Here is a 16,678-nt window from a genome sequence, read left to right on the forward strand (position 1 = left end):
GTTGAAAAATGGTTACTTTTTATAAGTCTTTTTAATTGCATTTCATAAATAGTTAGCGTAGGCTATTTCAATCGGGGAAAAGTGCGTTCAAGCTTAATCAACTTTTGAGTATTAGTACGGGGAAGCGAATTAGCGACGAAGTCGATGATTTGATTCACGGTGCTAAGCGCAGAAGTCTGCGAATTAAAAGCACGTTAAAGAAAATGAGTGCGTCAAAAGTGGTTATCCTGTGAGGATTAGCCTAATTAGCCAAATTAGCGGCGTAACCGATTGTTTGGCTAATGTAGCTAACCGGAACAGGATGCTTTTGAAAGCACGGTAAAAAGGAGTTTTATCAATGGCAAAAAAATCAAAAGTGGCAAAATTAGCAAAACAACGCGCATTAGTAGCGAAATACGCTGACTTGCGCGCAGAATTAAAAGCAAAGGGCGATTACTTAGCCCTTTCTCAATTACCCAAGGATTCTAGCCCAGTGCGATTGCGGAACCGCGATGTAATCGATGGTCGACCAAGAAGTTTCATGCGGCAATTTGGTATGAGCCGCATCAACTTTCGCGAATTAGCCCATAAAGGCCAAATCCCAGGCGTCAAAAAAGCAAGCTGGTAAAAAAATGAGTGCGTTAATTCGCGGTTAGCCTTTGAGCACTTGCCTAATCAGAAGGATAAGCGCCAAGGGCGATTGTCTGGTTGATGTAGCAAGGCGCAGAAGGTTGCGAATTAAAAGCACGTTAAAGAAATAGAAGCGCGTTTGAAACGGTTTGACTTCGAGCACTAGCCTAAATCTGTAAATGAGCGACGTAGTCGATTGTTTACGGATTGGAGCTAAGCACAGAAGTCAGTTTCAAAAAGCGCGTTAAAGCTAGAAACCCACAAAAGAAGAGGTCGTCCCACGGCCTCTTTTCTTGTGGGGATTGAATACGACCTTACCGGTGGTCTTGAATTTAGCATTAGTGGGTTACGAAGATGTGATCGGCACGGCCAGCGGGTTGTTTAGTTTTGGCTACTACCTCGCAATCAGCGCCTTAACGTACGGCATGAGTCTATTGCATACGGGATCGAATACTAGATTACCGTTATACATGATCATGATTGTCGGCGTGATGGCTCTGAGTTATGGATTCGGGATTCGTTCAAAAGCAGTTTAAATGTAAAAAGCGCGCAGACAATCAGTTGTCTGCGCGCTTTTTATTTAAGCAAGTTGTTGTTGCAAACCAGCGAGGAAAATATCGAGGCCTAGCATGAATTTTTCCAGTGAGCGTTGTTGTTGGTGCCGATGATGTTCAAAAGTTTTTAAGAAAGCATTGTAATGATTGTCAGTCGCAATCTGCTGCATTTTAAGCGGTAACTGTGCAAGATAAGTGTCTTTATGTTGTGAGACGCGATGTTTCATCTCAAGCTCACCGGTGATGTCAGTGAAGAGACCGGACATGAAGTGATCGATGGATTCAATCGCTAGGCTTGCTTGTTCTGGCGTGAAACCGGCATCCAAAAGGATTTGAATTAAGTGGTTGATAAGACCTAGGCGGGCCTTAGTTGCAGGGACGGTCCGCATCATCAACTCAGCGGCATAGGGCTGTGCTATGTAAGTGGTGTAAATGGCGCTAAAAATTTGGCGAATTTGGTCTGTCCATTCTAAGGTTGTGTTACATGGCTCAATCTCAATTTGTTGAATAATGTTATCAGCCATCGCCTGTAGGAGGGCTTGTTTGTTTTCGAAATGCCAGTAAAATGTGGCCGCCCCGATGTCTAATTGATTGGCAATTTTACGAATTGAAAGGGCATCGACGGTCCCGGATGCTTGTAAAATTTCAAACGCGGCAGTGATGATTTGCTCGGCAGAGATTGACTGTTTTACCATATTAATGAAGCTCCTTCACTTTTTATGAAAAGATGATTGTAATTCGTTTTAAAATTTGATAAAGTAGTAACTCGAACACTGTTCGATTATACTGTACAGGATTTGTACAGGAGATTCAACTACAGAAAAAGAGGGATGCTCATGTCGATACTTAAACAGCACTTAAAGCCTTATTGGGGCGTGTTTAGTCTTTCCATTTTAGCGACGGTTATTTCTGTTGCGTCTTCACTATGGCAACCAAAACTATTACAAGATGTTTTGGAAGGGATTATGAAAGGCGATCAAGATAAGGTACGTCAAATTGGAATTTATTTGATTGTAATTGCCGTGGTTGGTTTAATTGCGGGCGTGGTCAACACCATTACGTCGGCGATGACGGCGCAGGGAATGACTGCCGATATGCGGGAAACTACTTTCCGGAAGATACAGACTTTCTCATTTGCCAATATTGAAAAATTCTCAGTTGGGAATTTATCCGTGCGTTTGACCAATGATATGACCCAGGTTCAAAACGTCATTATGATGACGCTCCAAACGATTTTTAGAATCCCGATTTTATTTGTCGGCAGTTTCATCCTTGCGATGAATTCGATTCCGAGTTTATGGTGGATTATCGTGCTCTTAGTGATCGCGGTCTTCATCATTACATTCTTATCAATGGGTTCGATGGGGAAACACTTCGGTGCCATCCAAAATTTAATCGATAAGATTAATAACCTCGCTAAAGAAAATTTAATGGGCACGCGGATTGTGAAGTCTTTTGTCCAAGAAGATAACGAAATCAGTCGCTTCTCAAAACAAGCAATCAATTAGAACACCATACGACAATCGTCGGGATGCTTTTTTCTGTGATGATTCCAGCGTTCATGTTGGTGGCGAACTTAGCGGTTGTCGCATCAATCTATTTCGTTGGAAACTTAGTCGATACGGATCCAGAAGCGATTGCGGCGATTGCCTCATTTATGAATTACTTAATGCAAATCATGATGTCGATCATCATGGGCGGCATGATGATGATGATGGCATCTCGTGGGGCAGTTTCGTTGAAGCGACTCCAAGAAATTCTTTCAACAGAGCCTGATATCGTTTATCCAGATGTCCCTGATCAAGACTTAGCGGGGACGTTGGAATTCGATCACGTCAGCTTCCGTTATCCAGAAGACGATCGTAACACGTTAACAGATATTAATTTCAAAATTAACGCTGGTGAAATGATTGGGATTGTCGGCGCAACTGGGGCCGGTAAGTCAACGATGGCGCAATTGATTCCGCGCTTGTTCGATCCGACTGAAGGGCAGATTAAAATTGGCGGCGTGCCAATCAAAGATTTAAACGAACATAATTTACACAGCGCCGTTTCATTTGTCCTCCAAAAAGCGATTTTATTCTCCGGCACAATCGCACAAAACTTGAAGCACGGGAAAAAAGATGCGGATGACGCCGATATGGACCGCGCAACGGGGATTGCCCAAGCCAAAGAGTTCATCGAAAAGCTTGCTGATCAATATGATGCAACCGTCGAAGAACGCAGTGCGAACTTCTCTGGTGGTCAAAAACAACGGCTCTCAATTTCACGGGGGGTAATCGGGCAACCGAAGATTCTGATTTTGGATGATAGTACTAGTGCCTTAGATGCCCGGTCTGAAAAATTAGTTAAAGAGGCGTTAGACCGTGAATTAGCTGGCACAACAACACTAATTATCGCGCAAAAGATTTCATCTGTGGTCAACGCGGATCGGATTTTAGTGTTAGATGAAGGTCGTTTAGTCGGTGTTGGTAACCATCATGAATTACTTGAAACCAGTGATGTCTATCGAGAAATCTTTGAAACGCAAAAAGGAAAGCGAGGATAACCAATGCGAGAATTTAACCGAGCAATGAAGTTCTTTTTCCATTATCTAAAGCGGTATAAACCTTCTTTTGCAATCATCCTCGTGATGACTGTGATTGCGACTTATCTTCAGGTGAAAGCACCCGAATATATCGGGGACGCGCTCAATGAGTTAGTCAAATATGCAACGAAATTTCAAATTTTAAAAGCCCAACATTTGCCAACCAGTGGGGCATCTAAAGACGCCTTCGTAGAGGTGATTGTATCGTTGATTTTATTCTACGTCTTTAGTTCAGCAGCGACGTTGGTATCAGGCGCGGTTTTCTCACGCGTCAACGCGTTATCAACCAACCGGATGCGGATTGGGTTATTCAATAAGCTCCAAAAAATGCAGATTAAATATTTCGACCGTCATTCAGATGGCGATATTCTCAGCCGCTTTACGAGTGACTTAGATAATATTTACAATGCGATGAATCAAGTGTTGAGCCAACTTGTATCAGGCACGGCGCTCTTAATTGGTTTATTGATTATGATGTTTAGAAAAGATGTGCAGCTCGCTTGGGTGACAATTGCTTCCGTCCCAATTTCATTCATCCTTGCTTGGATCATCATTAATAAAGCGCAAAAATACGTTAATGTGCAACAAGATGAAGTCGGGAAACTCAATGGCTACATTAACGAAAAAATCACGGGCCAAAAAGTGATTATTACTAACAGCCTTCAAGAAGAAACGATTGATGGCTTCATTGAACATAATGAAAATGTCCGCAAGGCGACTTTAAAAGGTCAGATTTATTCTGGGATGATCTTTCCGTTGATGCAAGGGATGTCGTTGGTGAATACCGCAATTGTGATTTCCTATGGTAGCTGGTTAGCGGTGAACGGTGACATTAAAAAGTCGATCGCTTTGGGCTTAGTTGTAACATTCGTTCAATATTCACAACAATTCTATAACCAGATCGCACAACTTTCATCGAGTTACAGCATGATTCAATTGGCAATTACCGGTGCCCGCCGAGTGAATGAAGTGTTTGATGAAGACGATGAAGTGCGTCCAACCGACGGTGTGCAATTTGAGGGCATTGAACGCTCCGTGACCATGGAACATGTCGACTTTAGCTATTTACCAGGTAAGCAAATTTTGCATGATGTGAATATCGAAGTGGATAAGGGCCAAATGATTGCGTTGGTTGGTCCAACTGGTTCTGGGAAGACAACCGTCATGAACTTGATGAATCGGTTCTATGATGTTGATCAAGGCGCAGTCAAGATTGATGACATTGATATCCGTGAAATGGATTTGGATGCATTACGCTCGCACGTCGGCATCGTGTTGCAAGAATCCGTGCTTTTCTCAGGAACGATTCGCGACAACATTGTCTTCGGGAAACCCGATGCAACAGATGAAGAAGTGGTGGCAGCTGCCCAGCAAGCCCATATTCATGACTTCATTATGACGTTAGATGATGGTTATCAAACGGCTGTCAGTGAAGAAGATAACATCTTCAGTACCGGTCAGAAACAATTGATCAGTATCGCTCGGACGATTATCACCGGTCCAGCGCTCTTAATTTTGGATGAAGCGACAAGTAACGTCGATACGGTGACTGAAAGTCATATCCAAAAAGCGATGGACAACGTCATCCAAGGCCGAACCAGTTTCGTGATTGCCCATCGTTTAAAGACGATTCTCAATGCGGATCGCATTATCGTCCTCAAAGACGGTCGCATCATCGAAGAAGGCAGTCACCAAGAATTACTAGACGAAAAAGGCTTCTACGCCGAACTGTACAACAATCAGTTTGTATTTGAATAGAGTGCGACAGCGAGCGTTTATATTTTGAGGACTAGCCTAGTCAGTCAAATGACCAATTTATTGGCCATTTAATTCAACCGGCAACTTGCCCAGTGCGCTGAGCGTCAATTGATGCGTTGCCCGCGAAATGGCGGTATAGAGGCGGTTGTGGCCGACAGTTGGCTCGGTATAATAATTGTTAGTCAGATCGTACAACAAAACGTTATCAAATTCTAACCCTTTAGCCAGCGTCAGCGGTAAAGTGAAGGCGCCGGTTTCGGGGAGATTCGTCGTTTCTGTGGATAAGTGGTGGACATTTTTGAGGCCAGTTAACCGCTCGTCAAAGTCACCAGCAGGCGTGATGATGGCTAAGGTTTGGTCAGTTGGTAGTTGGTCAATCTGAGCTTGGATTTGGGTGAGGTAGTCGTTAAAATCAGTCGCACAAATCGTCGTTGGCCGCTTGCCTGCTGGTTGAACGGCATGGACATCTGTTAAATCGGTGAATAGTTGACTAAATAACGTCGTGATTGCACCGGATGAGCGGTAACTTGTGCGCAGTGCCGCAGTTTGTAGTTATGGAAAAATGGTGGGTAATTGTTCGAATTGTACTTTATGCGGGGTGATACTTTGATGCTGATCACCGAAAACCGTGAACTGTGCTTTGGGGAAAAGTTGTTTAAAAAGAGATAACGTGCTTGCGTGATAGTCCTGCACTTCATCGATAAAGACCTGCTTAACGTTTGGGAAGACGTGATGCGTTAAATAAGCATAAATCTGAGCTGCAATAACAGCATCAATCGGTGTTTGACGGGCAATTATTTGATCAAAAGCAAGCCATTGATAACCGCTTAGCTGATCAGCTAAGTCTTGGTAATCATGACGAATCATTTTGCGTGCTAGCGGTGCTAGTGGTTCATCTTCGCGAATTAAGCGGTCGAATAAGCGCTGTTGCTCGGTTTCAGTGAGGCTTTCAAGTTGAGTTAAAGCATCTGCTGATTGGGCTTCATTTGTGATGCTTTCCTGTAGACAACTTGTGAGTTGTTGCTGAGTTGCTTGTATTCGTTTATCAAGCGGGGTATCCACCGGTGTTTTTAAGAAGAATTGGTAGCTTGTTGCGGCATCAATCGTCAGCGGTAAACCAGGGCTTAAAGATTGGAAATCGCTCGCCTGCAACGTTAATTGTGTGATGGTCAAAGTAGCTGGTTGATCAGCGATGGGGAGTGCGGCTAGATCAGAAGGTAACAATTGCGCCAATAGTTGTTGTAGGGTTAAGTTGACTGGTGTTTGTTCACCTAAGTCTGGTAAAACTTGGGCGATATAGTCTTGAAATAGGCGATGCGTTGAAAAATGACCGATGTTTTACCACTGCCCGCAATCCCATCGATGAGTAAATGGTCAGTCGTTTGTTGCCGAATAATCGCGTTTTGTTCCTTTTGAATCGTCGCGGTAATGGCGCTCATTTGCGTTGTTTTGGCTTCTTTTAAAGTGGCTAATAACAAGGGATCTTCGATGGCAATCTGCGTATCAAAGAAATCGATTAGCTGATCAGCTTGAATTTGGAACTGGCGCCGTCGGTCGAGATTGACCGCAATGGCGCGACCGTTAGCTTGATAACTGGTGGGGCCGAATGTTTGCTGGTAATAAACATCGGCGATAGGTGAACGCCAATCGTAAATCACAGGATCGCCGGCTTGGTTTGTGAAGCTAGCTGAACCAAGGTAAAAATCTTCGGCGTCTATTTCCTCAGGAAAAGTCAGCGTGATTTTTGCAAAGTAGGGTTGCTCTAACAGCCGTAAGGTCTCATCATGACGTGCAACGAGCGAATCGGTTTTCAGGTTGAGCATATCGATTTCCTTGTTGATACTTTCTAAAGCAGCGAATGTATCAAGATTATCAGCGTATGAATCGAAATTGAGTTTGGCTTCACCGGTGATCTGCGCTTTGATGGTGTTGCCGTTTTTCTGGTTTTGCGATTGGGCATCATTGATGGCCGTCAAAGTGGTGGTTAATTGTTGATAAACAGTGGATAGATGCGCTTGTTCTTGATTGAAATCAGTCGTCATTCAAACAGCCCCTTTACAAAGTTGTTCCCCTAGTTTAGCAAGCACGTTCAAAAAAGGAGTGCGTCATCAACGGGTAGCTTCTGAGCATTTGCCTAACTTAGCGAATTGGCGCTGCAAGCACCGCTTTGCTAAGTGTAGCAAAGCACAGGAAGCTGTTGATGAAAGCACGTTCAAAAAAGGAGCACTGACTGATAAGTCGGTGCTCCTTTTTGCATTAGTCTGCTTTTATGATGGTTTCAATTAGATCAAAAAATCCAGCTGCATCAACGTCGTAGACGAGTTTAGCCGGACGTCCGTTTTTAGTTAAGAACGTGCGCCCGCCGGCAATTCCGTTTGGAATGACATCACATACAATGGCTTTTGTTTTAACGATTGTTGGATCAAGAAGGTAACAAGTTGTTAAAACGTCCCATAAATAATAAGTTGAATTAGTTTTGAAATGGACCAGTTGAGGAACAAAGGCGTAACAGGTGCCGATAAAGTCCATCATGGCATTGGCACGTTTACTAGCCCAACGTTGGCGAATCGCCGGCGTTAAGGGAACATTATTCGTACTTTCGAGCCCGACTAATTCAATAGGGATTTGTGTATCGAAGACAGTTTTCACTGCTTCGGGATCCCAGAAGGCATTCCATTCAGCAGTACCATCAGAATCGGGCTCAGCAACGTTGCCTTGTTCAAGAAAAGAACCGCCCATCCAAAGAAGTTTAGCGATTTTATATTCGATGCTTGGATTGATGGCGAGTGCGCGTGCCAAGTCAGTTAATGGGCCGGTAAAGAGCAATGTGACGGGTTCGGTTGCTTGATTGAGTTTAGTGATTAGATCGAGATGTGCGGCTTCAGGACTCAGAGGCGTTTGAACGGTGCCACGTTCATTGAGCACGGGAAGTGCATCGACTGAGTAAGCGTCAGTTCGCCATTCTTTTGGAAAAGGATGGACTGCGCGTGAGTCAGAAGCGGCCACAGCTAACCGCGCTGATTGATCTGAAAACGTATCAATGATTTTACGACTCGCGCTAACGGCTGGTTCGACATATGAATCAGCGCCAATTACGCCGACGCCAAGTAGTTTGATTGTCGGCATTTGTAGGAGCAGAGTTAATGAAATCAAATCATCAACACCGCCATCGTGATTAAAATAGACTTGTGTTTGCATGGTTCGCCTCCTGATTGTTCGTTAGTTATCAATTAATATTAGCATTATCTATATTTCTTAGCAACAAATACAATATAAACGAACAATATTTTATAAAATGAAATAAATGTATTGATTTTATGTCGATAACGTGTTTATAATAAATTATCAAATTTATTGACGGAGGCTTATTTCATGAAAAAAAGTTTGGTCGTACTTTTCTCGACAGTCCTTGTATTAGGTGGCGTGTTAGCCGGGTGCGGGAGTCAAAAGACAGCATCAAAGAAAGCAACGCACACAGCCGCTTTAGTCACTGATGGTGGTGGGATTGATGATAAATCTTTTAACCAATCTGCCTGGGAAGGTTTGGAAAAATGGGGTGCTAGTCATGATCTTAAAAAAGGGGTCAATGGTTACAATTACGCACAATCGAGTTCTGATGCGGACTTTTTCCCGAACATTAATAAGTTAATCAAGGCAAAATACCAAACAATTTTTGCGATTGGCTATAAGTTAGATAACGCGGTCAGCCAATCTGCAAAGAATAATCCAAATGTTAACTTTGCAATCATCGATTCAAACGTTAAGAATCGGAAAAACGTCGCGTCCGTCAATTTTAAAACAGAACAATCATCATTCCTAGCCGGGGTTGCCGCTGCGAAAACCACTAAGACGAATAAAGTCGGCTTTGTCGGTGGAATTGATAGTGCCGTCGTGAAAACATTCGAAGCTGGTTTTAAACAAGGGGTGAAAGCCGTTAACCCAGCAATCACCGTTGATGTGAAATATGCTGGTTCATTTACGAAAGCCGATGTCGGCCAATCATTGGCAACCGCGATGTACAACAACGGCGCGGATGTTATTTATCACGCTGCTGGTGGCACTGGCGCTGGCGTCTTTACCGCTGCTAAGAACATTTCTAAGGGTGGTCAAAAAGTCTGGGTGATTGGTGTTGATCAAGATCAAAAAGCCGATGGGAAATATGATGGTGGCAACGTCACATTAGCATCTGCCGTTAAACAAGTTGGCACAGCAGTGGAAGATCTTGCTAACCAAGCTAAGAATGATAAATTCCCTGGTGGCAAAACCGTCACATATGATTTGAAAGACAAAGGCGTTGCCTTAGTGAACGACAATGCTTCCCCTGAAACATGGCAAGCAGTCAAAGAATATCAACAAAAAATTGAATCAGGCACCATTAAAGTTGCTGCAGAATAACGACTATTGAATGCTAAAGGATGGCAGCAGTTATCAGCCATCCTTTTTGTATGCTTAATGAATGGAGCGTAAAAATGGCAAAAACTGTGATAGAAATGCAGCACATTACAAAACGGTTCGGCGCCTTTACCGCCAATGATGATATTTCATTAACCTTGCAACAGGGTGAAATCCTTGCCTTGCTTGGTGAAAATGGTGCGGGGAAATCAACCTTGATGGGTGTTTTGACCGGACAATTAAAGCCGACTGCGGGGCAATTACTGGTGAACGGACAAGCAGTGACCTTAAATGGCCCTCGACATGCAAAAGCCCTCGGGATTGGGATGGTACACCAACATTTCATGTTAATTCCGGCTTTTACGGTCTTAGAAAACATTATCCTGGGTGACGAACCAACTAAACAGGGCCGGATTGACTATGCAACGGCGCGGCAAAAGGTCACGGCTTTAGTCGATAAATACCAACTGGCGCTCGACCTTGATCGAAAAATCGCTGATATTTCGGTCGGGATGCAACAGCGGGTTGAGATTATCAAGGCGCTTTACCGAGAAGCAACGACATTGATTTTTGATGAACCGACTGCAGCTTTGACACCGAATGAAATTCAAGCCTTGCTTGCCATTTTTGAGAAGTTAAAGGCGGAAGGGAAGTCGTTGATTTTTATCACGCATAAACTAAAGGAAATTAAACAAGTTGCTGATCGGTGCGTCGTGATTCGTGCCGGACGTGTGATTGATACGGTACTAGTCGCACAAACGGATCCGACAAAATTAGCGGAAATGATGGTTGGCCGTCCGCAACAAGCCCCCACACCGAAAATGGCTAATCAAGGCGCTGTGATGCTATCGGTGGAACATGTCGCTGCTCGTGTTGCTAAACGCACTGTTCTAGATGATCTGGGATTGACCGTGCATGCGGGAGAAATTGTTGGAATTGCTGGGATTGATGGCAACGGGCAGAGTGAGTTAATTCAGGTTTTAACCGGACAATTAAAACCGCAGTCTGGAAAAATTGAATTAGGAGGTCAGTCATTATTGAAACGGACACCACGCCAAATTAGTGAACAAGGCTTAGGGTGCATTCCAGAAGATCGCCAGAATATCGGTTTGATTTTGCCACTGTCGATTGCTGAAAATTTAGCGCTGAAGGATTATTACCATCAACCGTATAGTCATCTAGGCTGGCTTAATTATCGGGTGATCAATCAAACGGCGCAGAAACTGATTAAACGATTCGACATTCGGACGCAATCTGAACAAACGCTTGCCGGAGAACTTTCAGGTGGCAATCAGCAAAAAGTGGTGGTTGCGCGCGAAATCGCCAAACAACCAAAAGTCTTGATTGCTGCCAATCCGACCCGCGGTGTTGATGTAGGTGCGATTGAATACATTCATCAGAGCTTGATTGAACAACGGAACCAAGGCTGTGGGATTTTACTTGTTAGTTTTGAATTAGATGAAATTTTAAAGTTAGCTGACCGAGTACTTGTAATGCACGCCGGTCAAATTGTTGGTGAAGTTGATCCACAAACCACAACGAGTCAGACGCTCGGATTATTAATGGCCGGGCAACAACCAGTAGGAGGGCGAGACGAATGAATAAACAACAATCTTCAGGATTAATCATTGCAATCCTATCCGTTGCGGCGGGACTGTTAGTGGGCGGAGTTGTGATGTTGGTTTTTGGATATTCGCCTATTCAAAATTACAGTAACCTCTTTAATGGCGCATTCGGCGATATCTATTCGATTGGCGAGACATTACGCAATGCGACTCCGTTAATTTTGACAGCCCTTGGCTTTTCAATTGCGAGCAAAGCCGGCTTTTTCAATATTGGTGGGTCGGGTCAGCTATTAGTGGGCTGGTTTGGCGCGATTGTCTTTGCACTCCACTTTAAAAATTTACCGGGGATTCTCTTGATTCTTGGCGCGATTTTAGCGGGGATGCTGCTCGGTGGCTTTTGGTCTTGGTTGGCCGGTTTTTTACGGGCATACTTTGGGACCAGTGAAGTGATCACAACCATCATGTTGAACTACATCGCATTGTATTTCGTCAATTTTGCGATTAAACGTTGGTTGGCGCCAAAAGGCAGCGACTCATCGGCCAACATTGTCCCTAAAGCAAGCTTGCGGACCCCTTTTTTGGAACAGATTACCAATCACTCAACGTTTCACTGGGGCTTTTTCATCGCGTTAGTCTTGGTGATTGTGATGTGGTGGTATTTGAAACGGTCGAAGACTGGATTTGAAATTAAGGCAGTTGGATTGAACGAACAAGCTGCACGTTACGCGGGGATGAATACGAAACAAACGATTATGTGGGCAATGCTATTATCTGGACTACTAGCTGGGTTAGCGGGGGCTGTCGATGGTCTAGGGAATTATCAAAATATTTCCGTTTCAAATGCCTTACCAGATATCGGCTTTAATGGAATGGCGGTCGCGTTATTAGCGAATGGGCATCCAATCGGGATTATCTTTGCGGCGATTTTATTCTCTGCTTTACAGATTGGTGGCTTAAGCATTTCCGTCTACTCAACAACTCCGACAGAAATCGTCAATATCGTGATTGCATCGATTATCTTCTTCGTGGGTGTGCGCTTCTTATTTGAACAATTACTCAATCACCGCTTACTGAAAAAACACGCGTTGATGAAAGAGAGGCTTGAAAAATAATGACAATCACAATGATTTTAATGACGATTTGTGCGACCACGTTAGTTTACGCGGCGCCATTGATTTTTACAGCCTTGGGTGGTGCTTTTTCAGAGCATAGCGGTGTGATTAATGTTGGTTTAGAAGGGATTATGATTGTTGGGGCTTTCAGCAGTGCCGTCTTTACCCTTCAATTTAGTACGGTTTTTGGCGGATTGACGCCGTGGATTGCCTTATTGGTTGGTGGACTGTTTGGTGCACTGTTTTCCTTATTACATGCTTTAGCGACCGTAACATTGCGCGCTAATCACATTATTAGTGGGACGGTGTTAAACCTATTGGCGCCTGCATTGTGTGTCTTCTTAACCCGTGTGCTGTATAGCGGTAAGGGGCAAACGCCGGTGATTAATCAAAGCATCGGTAACTTCACATTCCCCGGCTTGGCCCAAATTCCAGTGATTGGCCCCATTTTATTTACGAAGACGTCGTTAGTGGCTTACGCTGCGGTTTTGGTCGGCATTATCAGTTGGTATGTGCTGTATAAAACGCGATTTGGGCTGCGCTTGCGGTCAGTCGGTGAAAATCCAGCGGCAGCCGATACACTGGGCATCAATGTGAGTCGTTACCGGTATATCGGGGTCATGTTGTCTGGTTTGTTAGGCGGCATTGGTGGCGCGGTGATGGCGCAGTCGATTACGTTAAACTTCAGCGCAGCGACGATTTCAGGTCAGGGCTTCATGGCATTGGCGGCGATGATTTTTGGTAAGTGGCATCCAATTGGCGCGACAGGTGCAGCGATTTTCTTCGGACTCGCACAAAGTTTGCCGATTATCGGCGGCTATATTCCAGTGTTAGCAGGTGTGAATAGTGTTTGGTTCCAAATTGCACCATACGCGATTACGATTATTATTCTGGTGATTTTCTTGGGCAAGGCCGTCGCGCCAGCAGCGGACGGCGAAAATTATATTAAGAGTCATTAAAATGCTTCAATAAAAAAAGTGGTGGAGCGCAATGAAAAATGATTTATTGATTTGTGGTTCAGGCGCATCAAGTGGGACATCTGATTGAAAAGATACGGCTTCATCTACGTCGCCATAGATAAAGAGGGGCAAGGATCCGGAAAACGGATTAAGAAAGACAGCTTCAAATGGTATCAAAAAGTGATTGCGACCAATGGAGCGGCATTATAAAGATAGCATCAAGCGATAACGGATATAATAAATGGAAGCTATGACGAATTCATTTGTCATAGCTTTTTTTTGCGATATTTACGATTTAGTTGAAATGATTACGAATAATTAAGCGTTAAAATGGCTATAGTGGCTTTGCCCACTTTTTACAACATTGAATGCGGTAAAAGTGAGTGTTCACATAAAAGCGCTTACTTGTTATTGTTAAATACAGGAAGGATAGTGGTGAATGTGCTAGAAAGACGTGAATATGACATCGTTGATATTCTGTTAGAAAATCCACAGCTAACTATTTCCCAAATAGCAAAGAAGATGAATTTGTCATATCGAACAATTTCAAAATCTTTAGATGTTATTGAAAATTTTTTTGAAGGAAGTGAGATTAAATTAATACGTAAACCTAAGGTAGGTGTTTCTCTAAATGGAAGTCGCCAGGTTATTGCAGATTTAATTAATCAATCAGGGCACCATCAATTACCAACTACAAAATTGGAACGAGTCCAATTTATATGCTTTAAAATTTTGAAAAACACGAGTTATTTTACTTTACAGAAACTATCCGAGCTTTTATTTATTAGCAAAACAACGTTAGATAAAGATATGGTAAGAGTAAATGAAATATTTAATCAGTTTCACGTAACAATTGAAAAAATCCCTGGAAAAGGGTCTTTTTTAAACATCATGGAATATGAACGTAGAAGATTAGCCTTAGATTTGATTCATTATTTTTGGGGGCAAAATTGGCAAGTTATTCAGCAAGATAATCATTATATTCATACGATAGAAGGAATCCCCGATTTTGCACAAGAATTTATTAATATTTCAATGCTAAAGAAAATTAATGACATTGTGCAGAATTATATGCAATTTGAAAAAATCAAGATGAGTGATATGGGCTACCAGTCTTTGATACTGCACATTTTAATAGCGGTTGAGCGAATAAAAAATGATGGATTATTGCAAGAAAATGATCGGCCATTATTACAGAATTATAGTGATTTTGAAGATGTTAGACCTTTAGTTACTAGCATTGAAAATACGTTTGATATTGGGTTGTCAAAATTAGAAATTCAATATATTGGCTTTCATCTCAAAATGAGTTCCTACGGTATTACGGCATTAAGCGATTCAACAATTAAGGATAGCGATGTAGAAGCAATTATTTTAAGAACAAATCATTCGTTGAGTGAAAGTCGCTTACAAGGGCTAGTTGTGCATCTGAAAGTAGCAGTTGAACGAATTAAAAATAACTTGCCTCTAACCAATCCCTATACAAATGACATAAAAACAAATTTTCCATTATCTTTTGATGAAGCAATTGCTATTAAGAAAAATTTGGAAGATTTTTACCAAATTAATGTCCCTGAAGACGAAATGGCGTATATTGCAGTGCACATTCAAGCACAAAGAGAACAAGCCAAGTTAGCTGATGATTCAGATCTAAAAGTTCTCTTAGTATGTAGCAGTGGTAAAGGCACGGCACAATTACTTGCTGCAAGACTACGAAGGGTTTTTCCGGATTTAAAGATTAATAGGATTCTATCGGTTAATGAATTATGGCATACAGAAATAACCGAAGGACTGGTACTTTCGACAGTTAATATTACGTTGCCAGATCACCCTCTAATCGTGGTTTCGCCAATTTTAAATCAGACGGATGATCGTAGGATTAAGCAGTTTTTATCCGAAAATAAAAGGATAGAGATAATTCGAAATATAGAATTTAGTAAGTTAATTCATCCTGAATTAGTGTTTCTGGACCTTGATTTGGAATCTAAAGAAGCTGTTATTGAATATATTGGTAGGCACTTAGTTCAAAAAGGATTTGCAACAGAAGGAATCATTCAAAGTGCGCTAGCTAGGGAAGAATTTTCGGCAACATCTTTTGGGAAATATGCAACACCGCATGGCAAATTAGACTATGTAAGAAAATCTGCAATTGTATTTTTAAGGTTAAATCATGAAATAGAATGGGGCGACCAGAGCGTAAGATTTATTTTCTTTATTTGTGTAAGCGATGAGAATCCCAAAGAATTGGAGAAAATTTTTGACTCGCTACTTGAAATAATAGATGAAAATCAGCGCAATATTTTGCAACGCGAAAATCAGCAGAAGGTAATTAAGTATTTGAAAGAAGGCATATAGATGAAAGTTTTAGAAGTATTTAATTCTAGTCGAGTTTTGTTAGATCTTGAGGTTAGCTCTCGAGATGCAGTTATTAAAGAATTAGCAGAGCTACTTTATGCTCAAAAGGTAATTACAGATGTAAAGATGTATGTTGATTCTGTTTTAGAAAGAGAGGTGCATTCTACAACGGGGGTTGGGAACGGTATTGCAATTCCGCATGGGAAAAGTGCTTGCGTAAATAGACCAGCGATTGTTTTTGCTAAGATGGCGAAATCTGTGGAATGGCAGTCATTAGATGATAAACCAGTTGATATTGTTGTTATGCTGGCGATTCCTGACAGTGAAAAAGGCGCGACACATTTGTCGTTGCTCTCTGAAATTGCGGTTAAGTTAATGGATGAGGATCTTGTTGAAAAATTAAAAAAAGTTACGGATACAAACGAAGTTGTAGAATTACTTTCATAAAAAATTAGGAGGAATCATGATGAAAAGAAAAATTATTGCTGTAACAGCTTGCGCAACGGGGATTGCACACACGTATATGGCGGCACAAGCACTAAAGAAAGAAGCACAAAAAAAGGGCTATTTAATTAAAGTTGAAACTCAAGGGGCAACAGGAATTGAAAACGAATTAAGTCACAAAGATTGTGAAATTGGGGAAGTTGTGATCTTTGCTGTGGATACTAAAGTCCGCAATGAGGAACGGTTTGAAGGTAAAAAAATATTAAAAGTACCTGTTGCTGCACCAATTAAGAATGCAGAAAAAGTGATCGAAGATGCACTAATTTTGGTAGATAAGGACTAA

General features: G+C 42.3%; 15 protein-coding genes and 2 pseudogenes. 12 read left to right on the top strand and 5 right to left on the bottom strand.

Going from position 1 to position 16,678, the window contains the following annotated elements; genetic code table 11:
- Positions 1 to 337: 337 nt before the first annotated feature.
- Together rpsN and LCU_RS08955 are read left to right on the top strand one after the other, a co-directional pair.
- Complete coding sequence (gene rpsN, locus LCU_RS08950; protein WP_004265022.1) at positions 338 to 607, top strand: 30S ribosomal protein S14; 270 nt, start codon at positions 338 to 340, stop codon at positions 605 to 607.
- A gap of 304 nt (positions 608 to 911) precedes the next feature.
- Positions 912 to 1,145: a hypothetical protein gene (locus tag LCU_RS08955; protein ID WP_054644240.1), complete on the top strand. Its 234-nt coding sequence runs from the start codon at positions 912 to 914 to the stop codon at positions 1,143 to 1,145.
- A 44-nt stretch (positions 1,146 to 1,189) separates the two neighbouring features.
- Here the strand turns inward: LCU_RS08955 and LCU_RS08960 are convergent, their stop codons facing one another.
- A complete protein-coding gene (locus LCU_RS08960) occupies positions 1,190 to 1,858 on the bottom strand; it encodes a TetR/AcrR family transcriptional regulator C-terminal domain-containing protein (RefSeq protein WP_054644241.1) in 669 nt (222 codons plus the stop codon).
- 141 nt (positions 1,859 to 1,999) lie between these two features.
- On the opposite strand from LCU_RS08960, the pseudogene LCU_RS08965 reads away from it, so the two are divergent.
- Positions 2,000 to 3,711, top strand: a pseudogene (locus LCU_RS08965) (ABC transporter ATP-binding protein).
- 3 nt (positions 3,712 to 3,714) lie between these two features.
- A complete protein-coding gene (locus LCU_RS08970; protein ID WP_111447874.1) occupies positions 3,715 to 5,508 on the top strand; it encodes an ABC transporter ATP-binding protein in 1,794 nt (597 codons plus the stop codon).
- 57 nt (positions 5,509 to 5,565) lie between these two features.
- On the opposite strand, the gene LCU_RS08975 is transcribed toward LCU_RS08970, so the two are convergent.
- The 4 genes from LCU_RS08975 to LCU_RS08990 form a co-directional block, all read right to left on the bottom strand.
- A complete protein-coding gene (locus LCU_RS08975) occupies positions 5,566 to 6,045 on the bottom strand; it encodes an ATP-binding domain-containing protein (RefSeq protein ID WP_081038344.1) in 480 nt (159 codons plus the stop codon).
- Positions 6,046 to 6,060: 15 nt separating this feature from the next.
- Positions 6,061 to 6,732, bottom strand: a complete 672-nt coding sequence (locus tag LCU_RS08980; protein ID WP_162255697.1) for a UvrD-helicase domain-containing protein — start codon at positions 6,730 to 6,732, stop codon at positions 6,061 to 6,063.
- A 47-nt stretch (positions 6,733 to 6,779) separates the two neighbouring features.
- Positions 6,780 to 7,550, bottom strand: coding sequence for a helicase domain-containing protein (locus LCU_RS08985; protein ID WP_054644243.1), 771 nt, complete (start codon positions 7,548 to 7,550; stop codon positions 6,780 to 6,782).
- 214 nt (positions 7,551 to 7,764) lie between these two features.
- Positions 7,765 to 8,706 carry a nucleoside hydrolase gene (locus LCU_RS08990; protein ID WP_056966958.1) on the bottom strand — a complete coding sequence of 314 codons (942 nt, stop codon included), beginning with the start codon at positions 8,704 to 8,706 and terminating at the stop codon, positions 7,765 to 7,767.
- Between the two features lie 174 nt (positions 8,707 to 8,880).
- On the opposite strand from LCU_RS08990, the gene LCU_RS08995 reads away from it, so the two are divergent.
- The 8 genes and pseudogenes from LCU_RS08995 (at position 8,881) to LCU_RS09030 (ending at position 16,678) form a co-directional block, all read left to right on the top strand.
- On the top strand, positions 8,881 to 9,903 hold the full coding sequence (locus tag LCU_RS08995; protein ID WP_056966960.1) for a BMP family lipoprotein: 1,023 nt from the start codon (positions 8,881 to 8,883) through the stop codon (positions 9,901 to 9,903).
- Positions 9,904 to 9,977: 74 nt separating this feature from the next.
- Positions 9,978 to 11,501, top strand: a complete 1,524-nt coding sequence (locus LCU_RS09000) for an ABC transporter ATP-binding protein (protein ID WP_054644245.1) — start codon at positions 9,978 to 9,980, stop codon at positions 11,499 to 11,501.
- Positions 11,498 to 12,577 (top strand): ABC transporter permease, encoded by a 1,080-nt coding sequence (locus tag LCU_RS09005; protein WP_076787474.1) that lies wholly within the window; start codon positions 11,498 to 11,500, stop codon positions 12,575 to 12,577. Before LCU_RS09000 ends, LCU_RS09005 begins: the two co-directional genes overlap by 4 nt.
- Positions 12,577 to 13,536, top strand: coding sequence for an ABC transporter permease (locus LCU_RS09010; protein ID WP_054644246.1), 960 nt, complete (start codon positions 12,577 to 12,579; stop codon positions 13,534 to 13,536). The genes LCU_RS09005 and LCU_RS09010 overlap by 1 nt, the downstream gene beginning before the upstream one ends.
- A gap of 87 nt (positions 13,537 to 13,623) precedes the next feature.
- Positions 13,624 to 13,746, top strand: a pseudogene (locus tag LCU_RS09015) (family 1 glycosylhydrolase); the annotation flags it as partial.
- 225 nt (positions 13,747 to 13,971) lie between these two features.
- Positions 13,972 to 15,891, top strand: a complete 1,920-nt coding sequence (locus LCU_RS09020; RefSeq protein ID WP_235805401.1) for a BglG family transcription antiterminator — start codon at positions 13,972 to 13,974, stop codon at positions 15,889 to 15,891.
- The gene (locus tag LCU_RS09025) at positions 15,892 to 16,338 is read left to right on the top strand and encodes a PTS sugar transporter subunit IIA (protein ID WP_056966284.1); all 447 of its coding nucleotides are present in this window, start codon (positions 15,892 to 15,894) and stop codon (positions 16,336 to 16,338) included.
- 19 nt (positions 16,339 to 16,357) lie between these two features.
- The gene (locus tag LCU_RS09030) at positions 16,358 to 16,678 is read left to right on the top strand and encodes a PTS fructose transporter subunit IIB (protein WP_056966282.1); all 321 of its coding nucleotides are present in this window, start codon (positions 16,358 to 16,360) and stop codon (positions 16,676 to 16,678) included.

The organism is Latilactobacillus curvatus JCM 1096 = DSM 20019 (assembly GCF_004101845.1).
In the GTDB taxonomy this organism is placed as follows: domain Bacteria; phylum Bacillota; class Bacilli; order Lactobacillales; family Lactobacillaceae; genus Latilactobacillus; species Latilactobacillus curvatus.

Excerpts from the sequence above, each read along its gene's own strand:
- rpsN (WP_004265022.1), top strand. The coding sequence starts at position 338 with ATGGCAAAAAAATCAAAAGTGGCAAAATTAGCAAAACAACGCGCATTA.
- LCU_RS08960 (WP_054644241.1), bottom strand. The coding sequence starts at position 1,858 with ATGGTAAAACAGTCAATCTCTGCCGAGCAAATCATCACTGCCGCGTTT.
- LCU_RS08970 (WP_111447874.1), top strand. The coding sequence starts at position 3,715 with ATGCGAGAATTTAACCGAGCAATGAAGTTCTTTTTCCATTATCTAAAG.
- LCU_RS08985 (WP_054644243.1), bottom strand. The coding sequence starts at position 7,550 with ATGACGACTGATTTCAATCAAGAACAAGCGCATCTATCCACTGTTTAT.
- LCU_RS08990 (WP_056966958.1), bottom strand. The coding sequence starts at position 8,706 with ATGCAAACACAAGTCTATTTTAATCACGATGGCGGTGTTGATGATTTG.
- LCU_RS08995 (WP_056966960.1), top strand. The coding sequence starts at position 8,881 with ATGAAAAAAAGTTTGGTCGTACTTTTCTCGACAGTCCTTGTATTAGGT.
- LCU_RS09000 (WP_054644245.1), top strand. The coding sequence starts at position 9,978 with ATGGCAAAAACTGTGATAGAAATGCAGCACATTACAAAACGGTTCGGC.
- LCU_RS09005 (WP_076787474.1), top strand. The coding sequence starts at position 11,498 with ATGAATAAACAACAATCTTCAGGATTAATCATTGCAATCCTATCCGTT.
- LCU_RS09010 (WP_054644246.1), top strand. The coding sequence starts at position 12,577 with ATGACAATCACAATGATTTTAATGACGATTTGTGCGACCACGTTAGTT.
- LCU_RS09025 (WP_056966284.1), top strand. The coding sequence starts at position 15,892 with ATGAAAGTTTTAGAAGTATTTAATTCTAGTCGAGTTTTGTTAGATCTT.
- LCU_RS09030 (WP_056966282.1), top strand. The coding sequence starts at position 16,358 with ATGAAAAGAAAAATTATTGCTGTAACAGCTTGCGCAACGGGGATTGCA.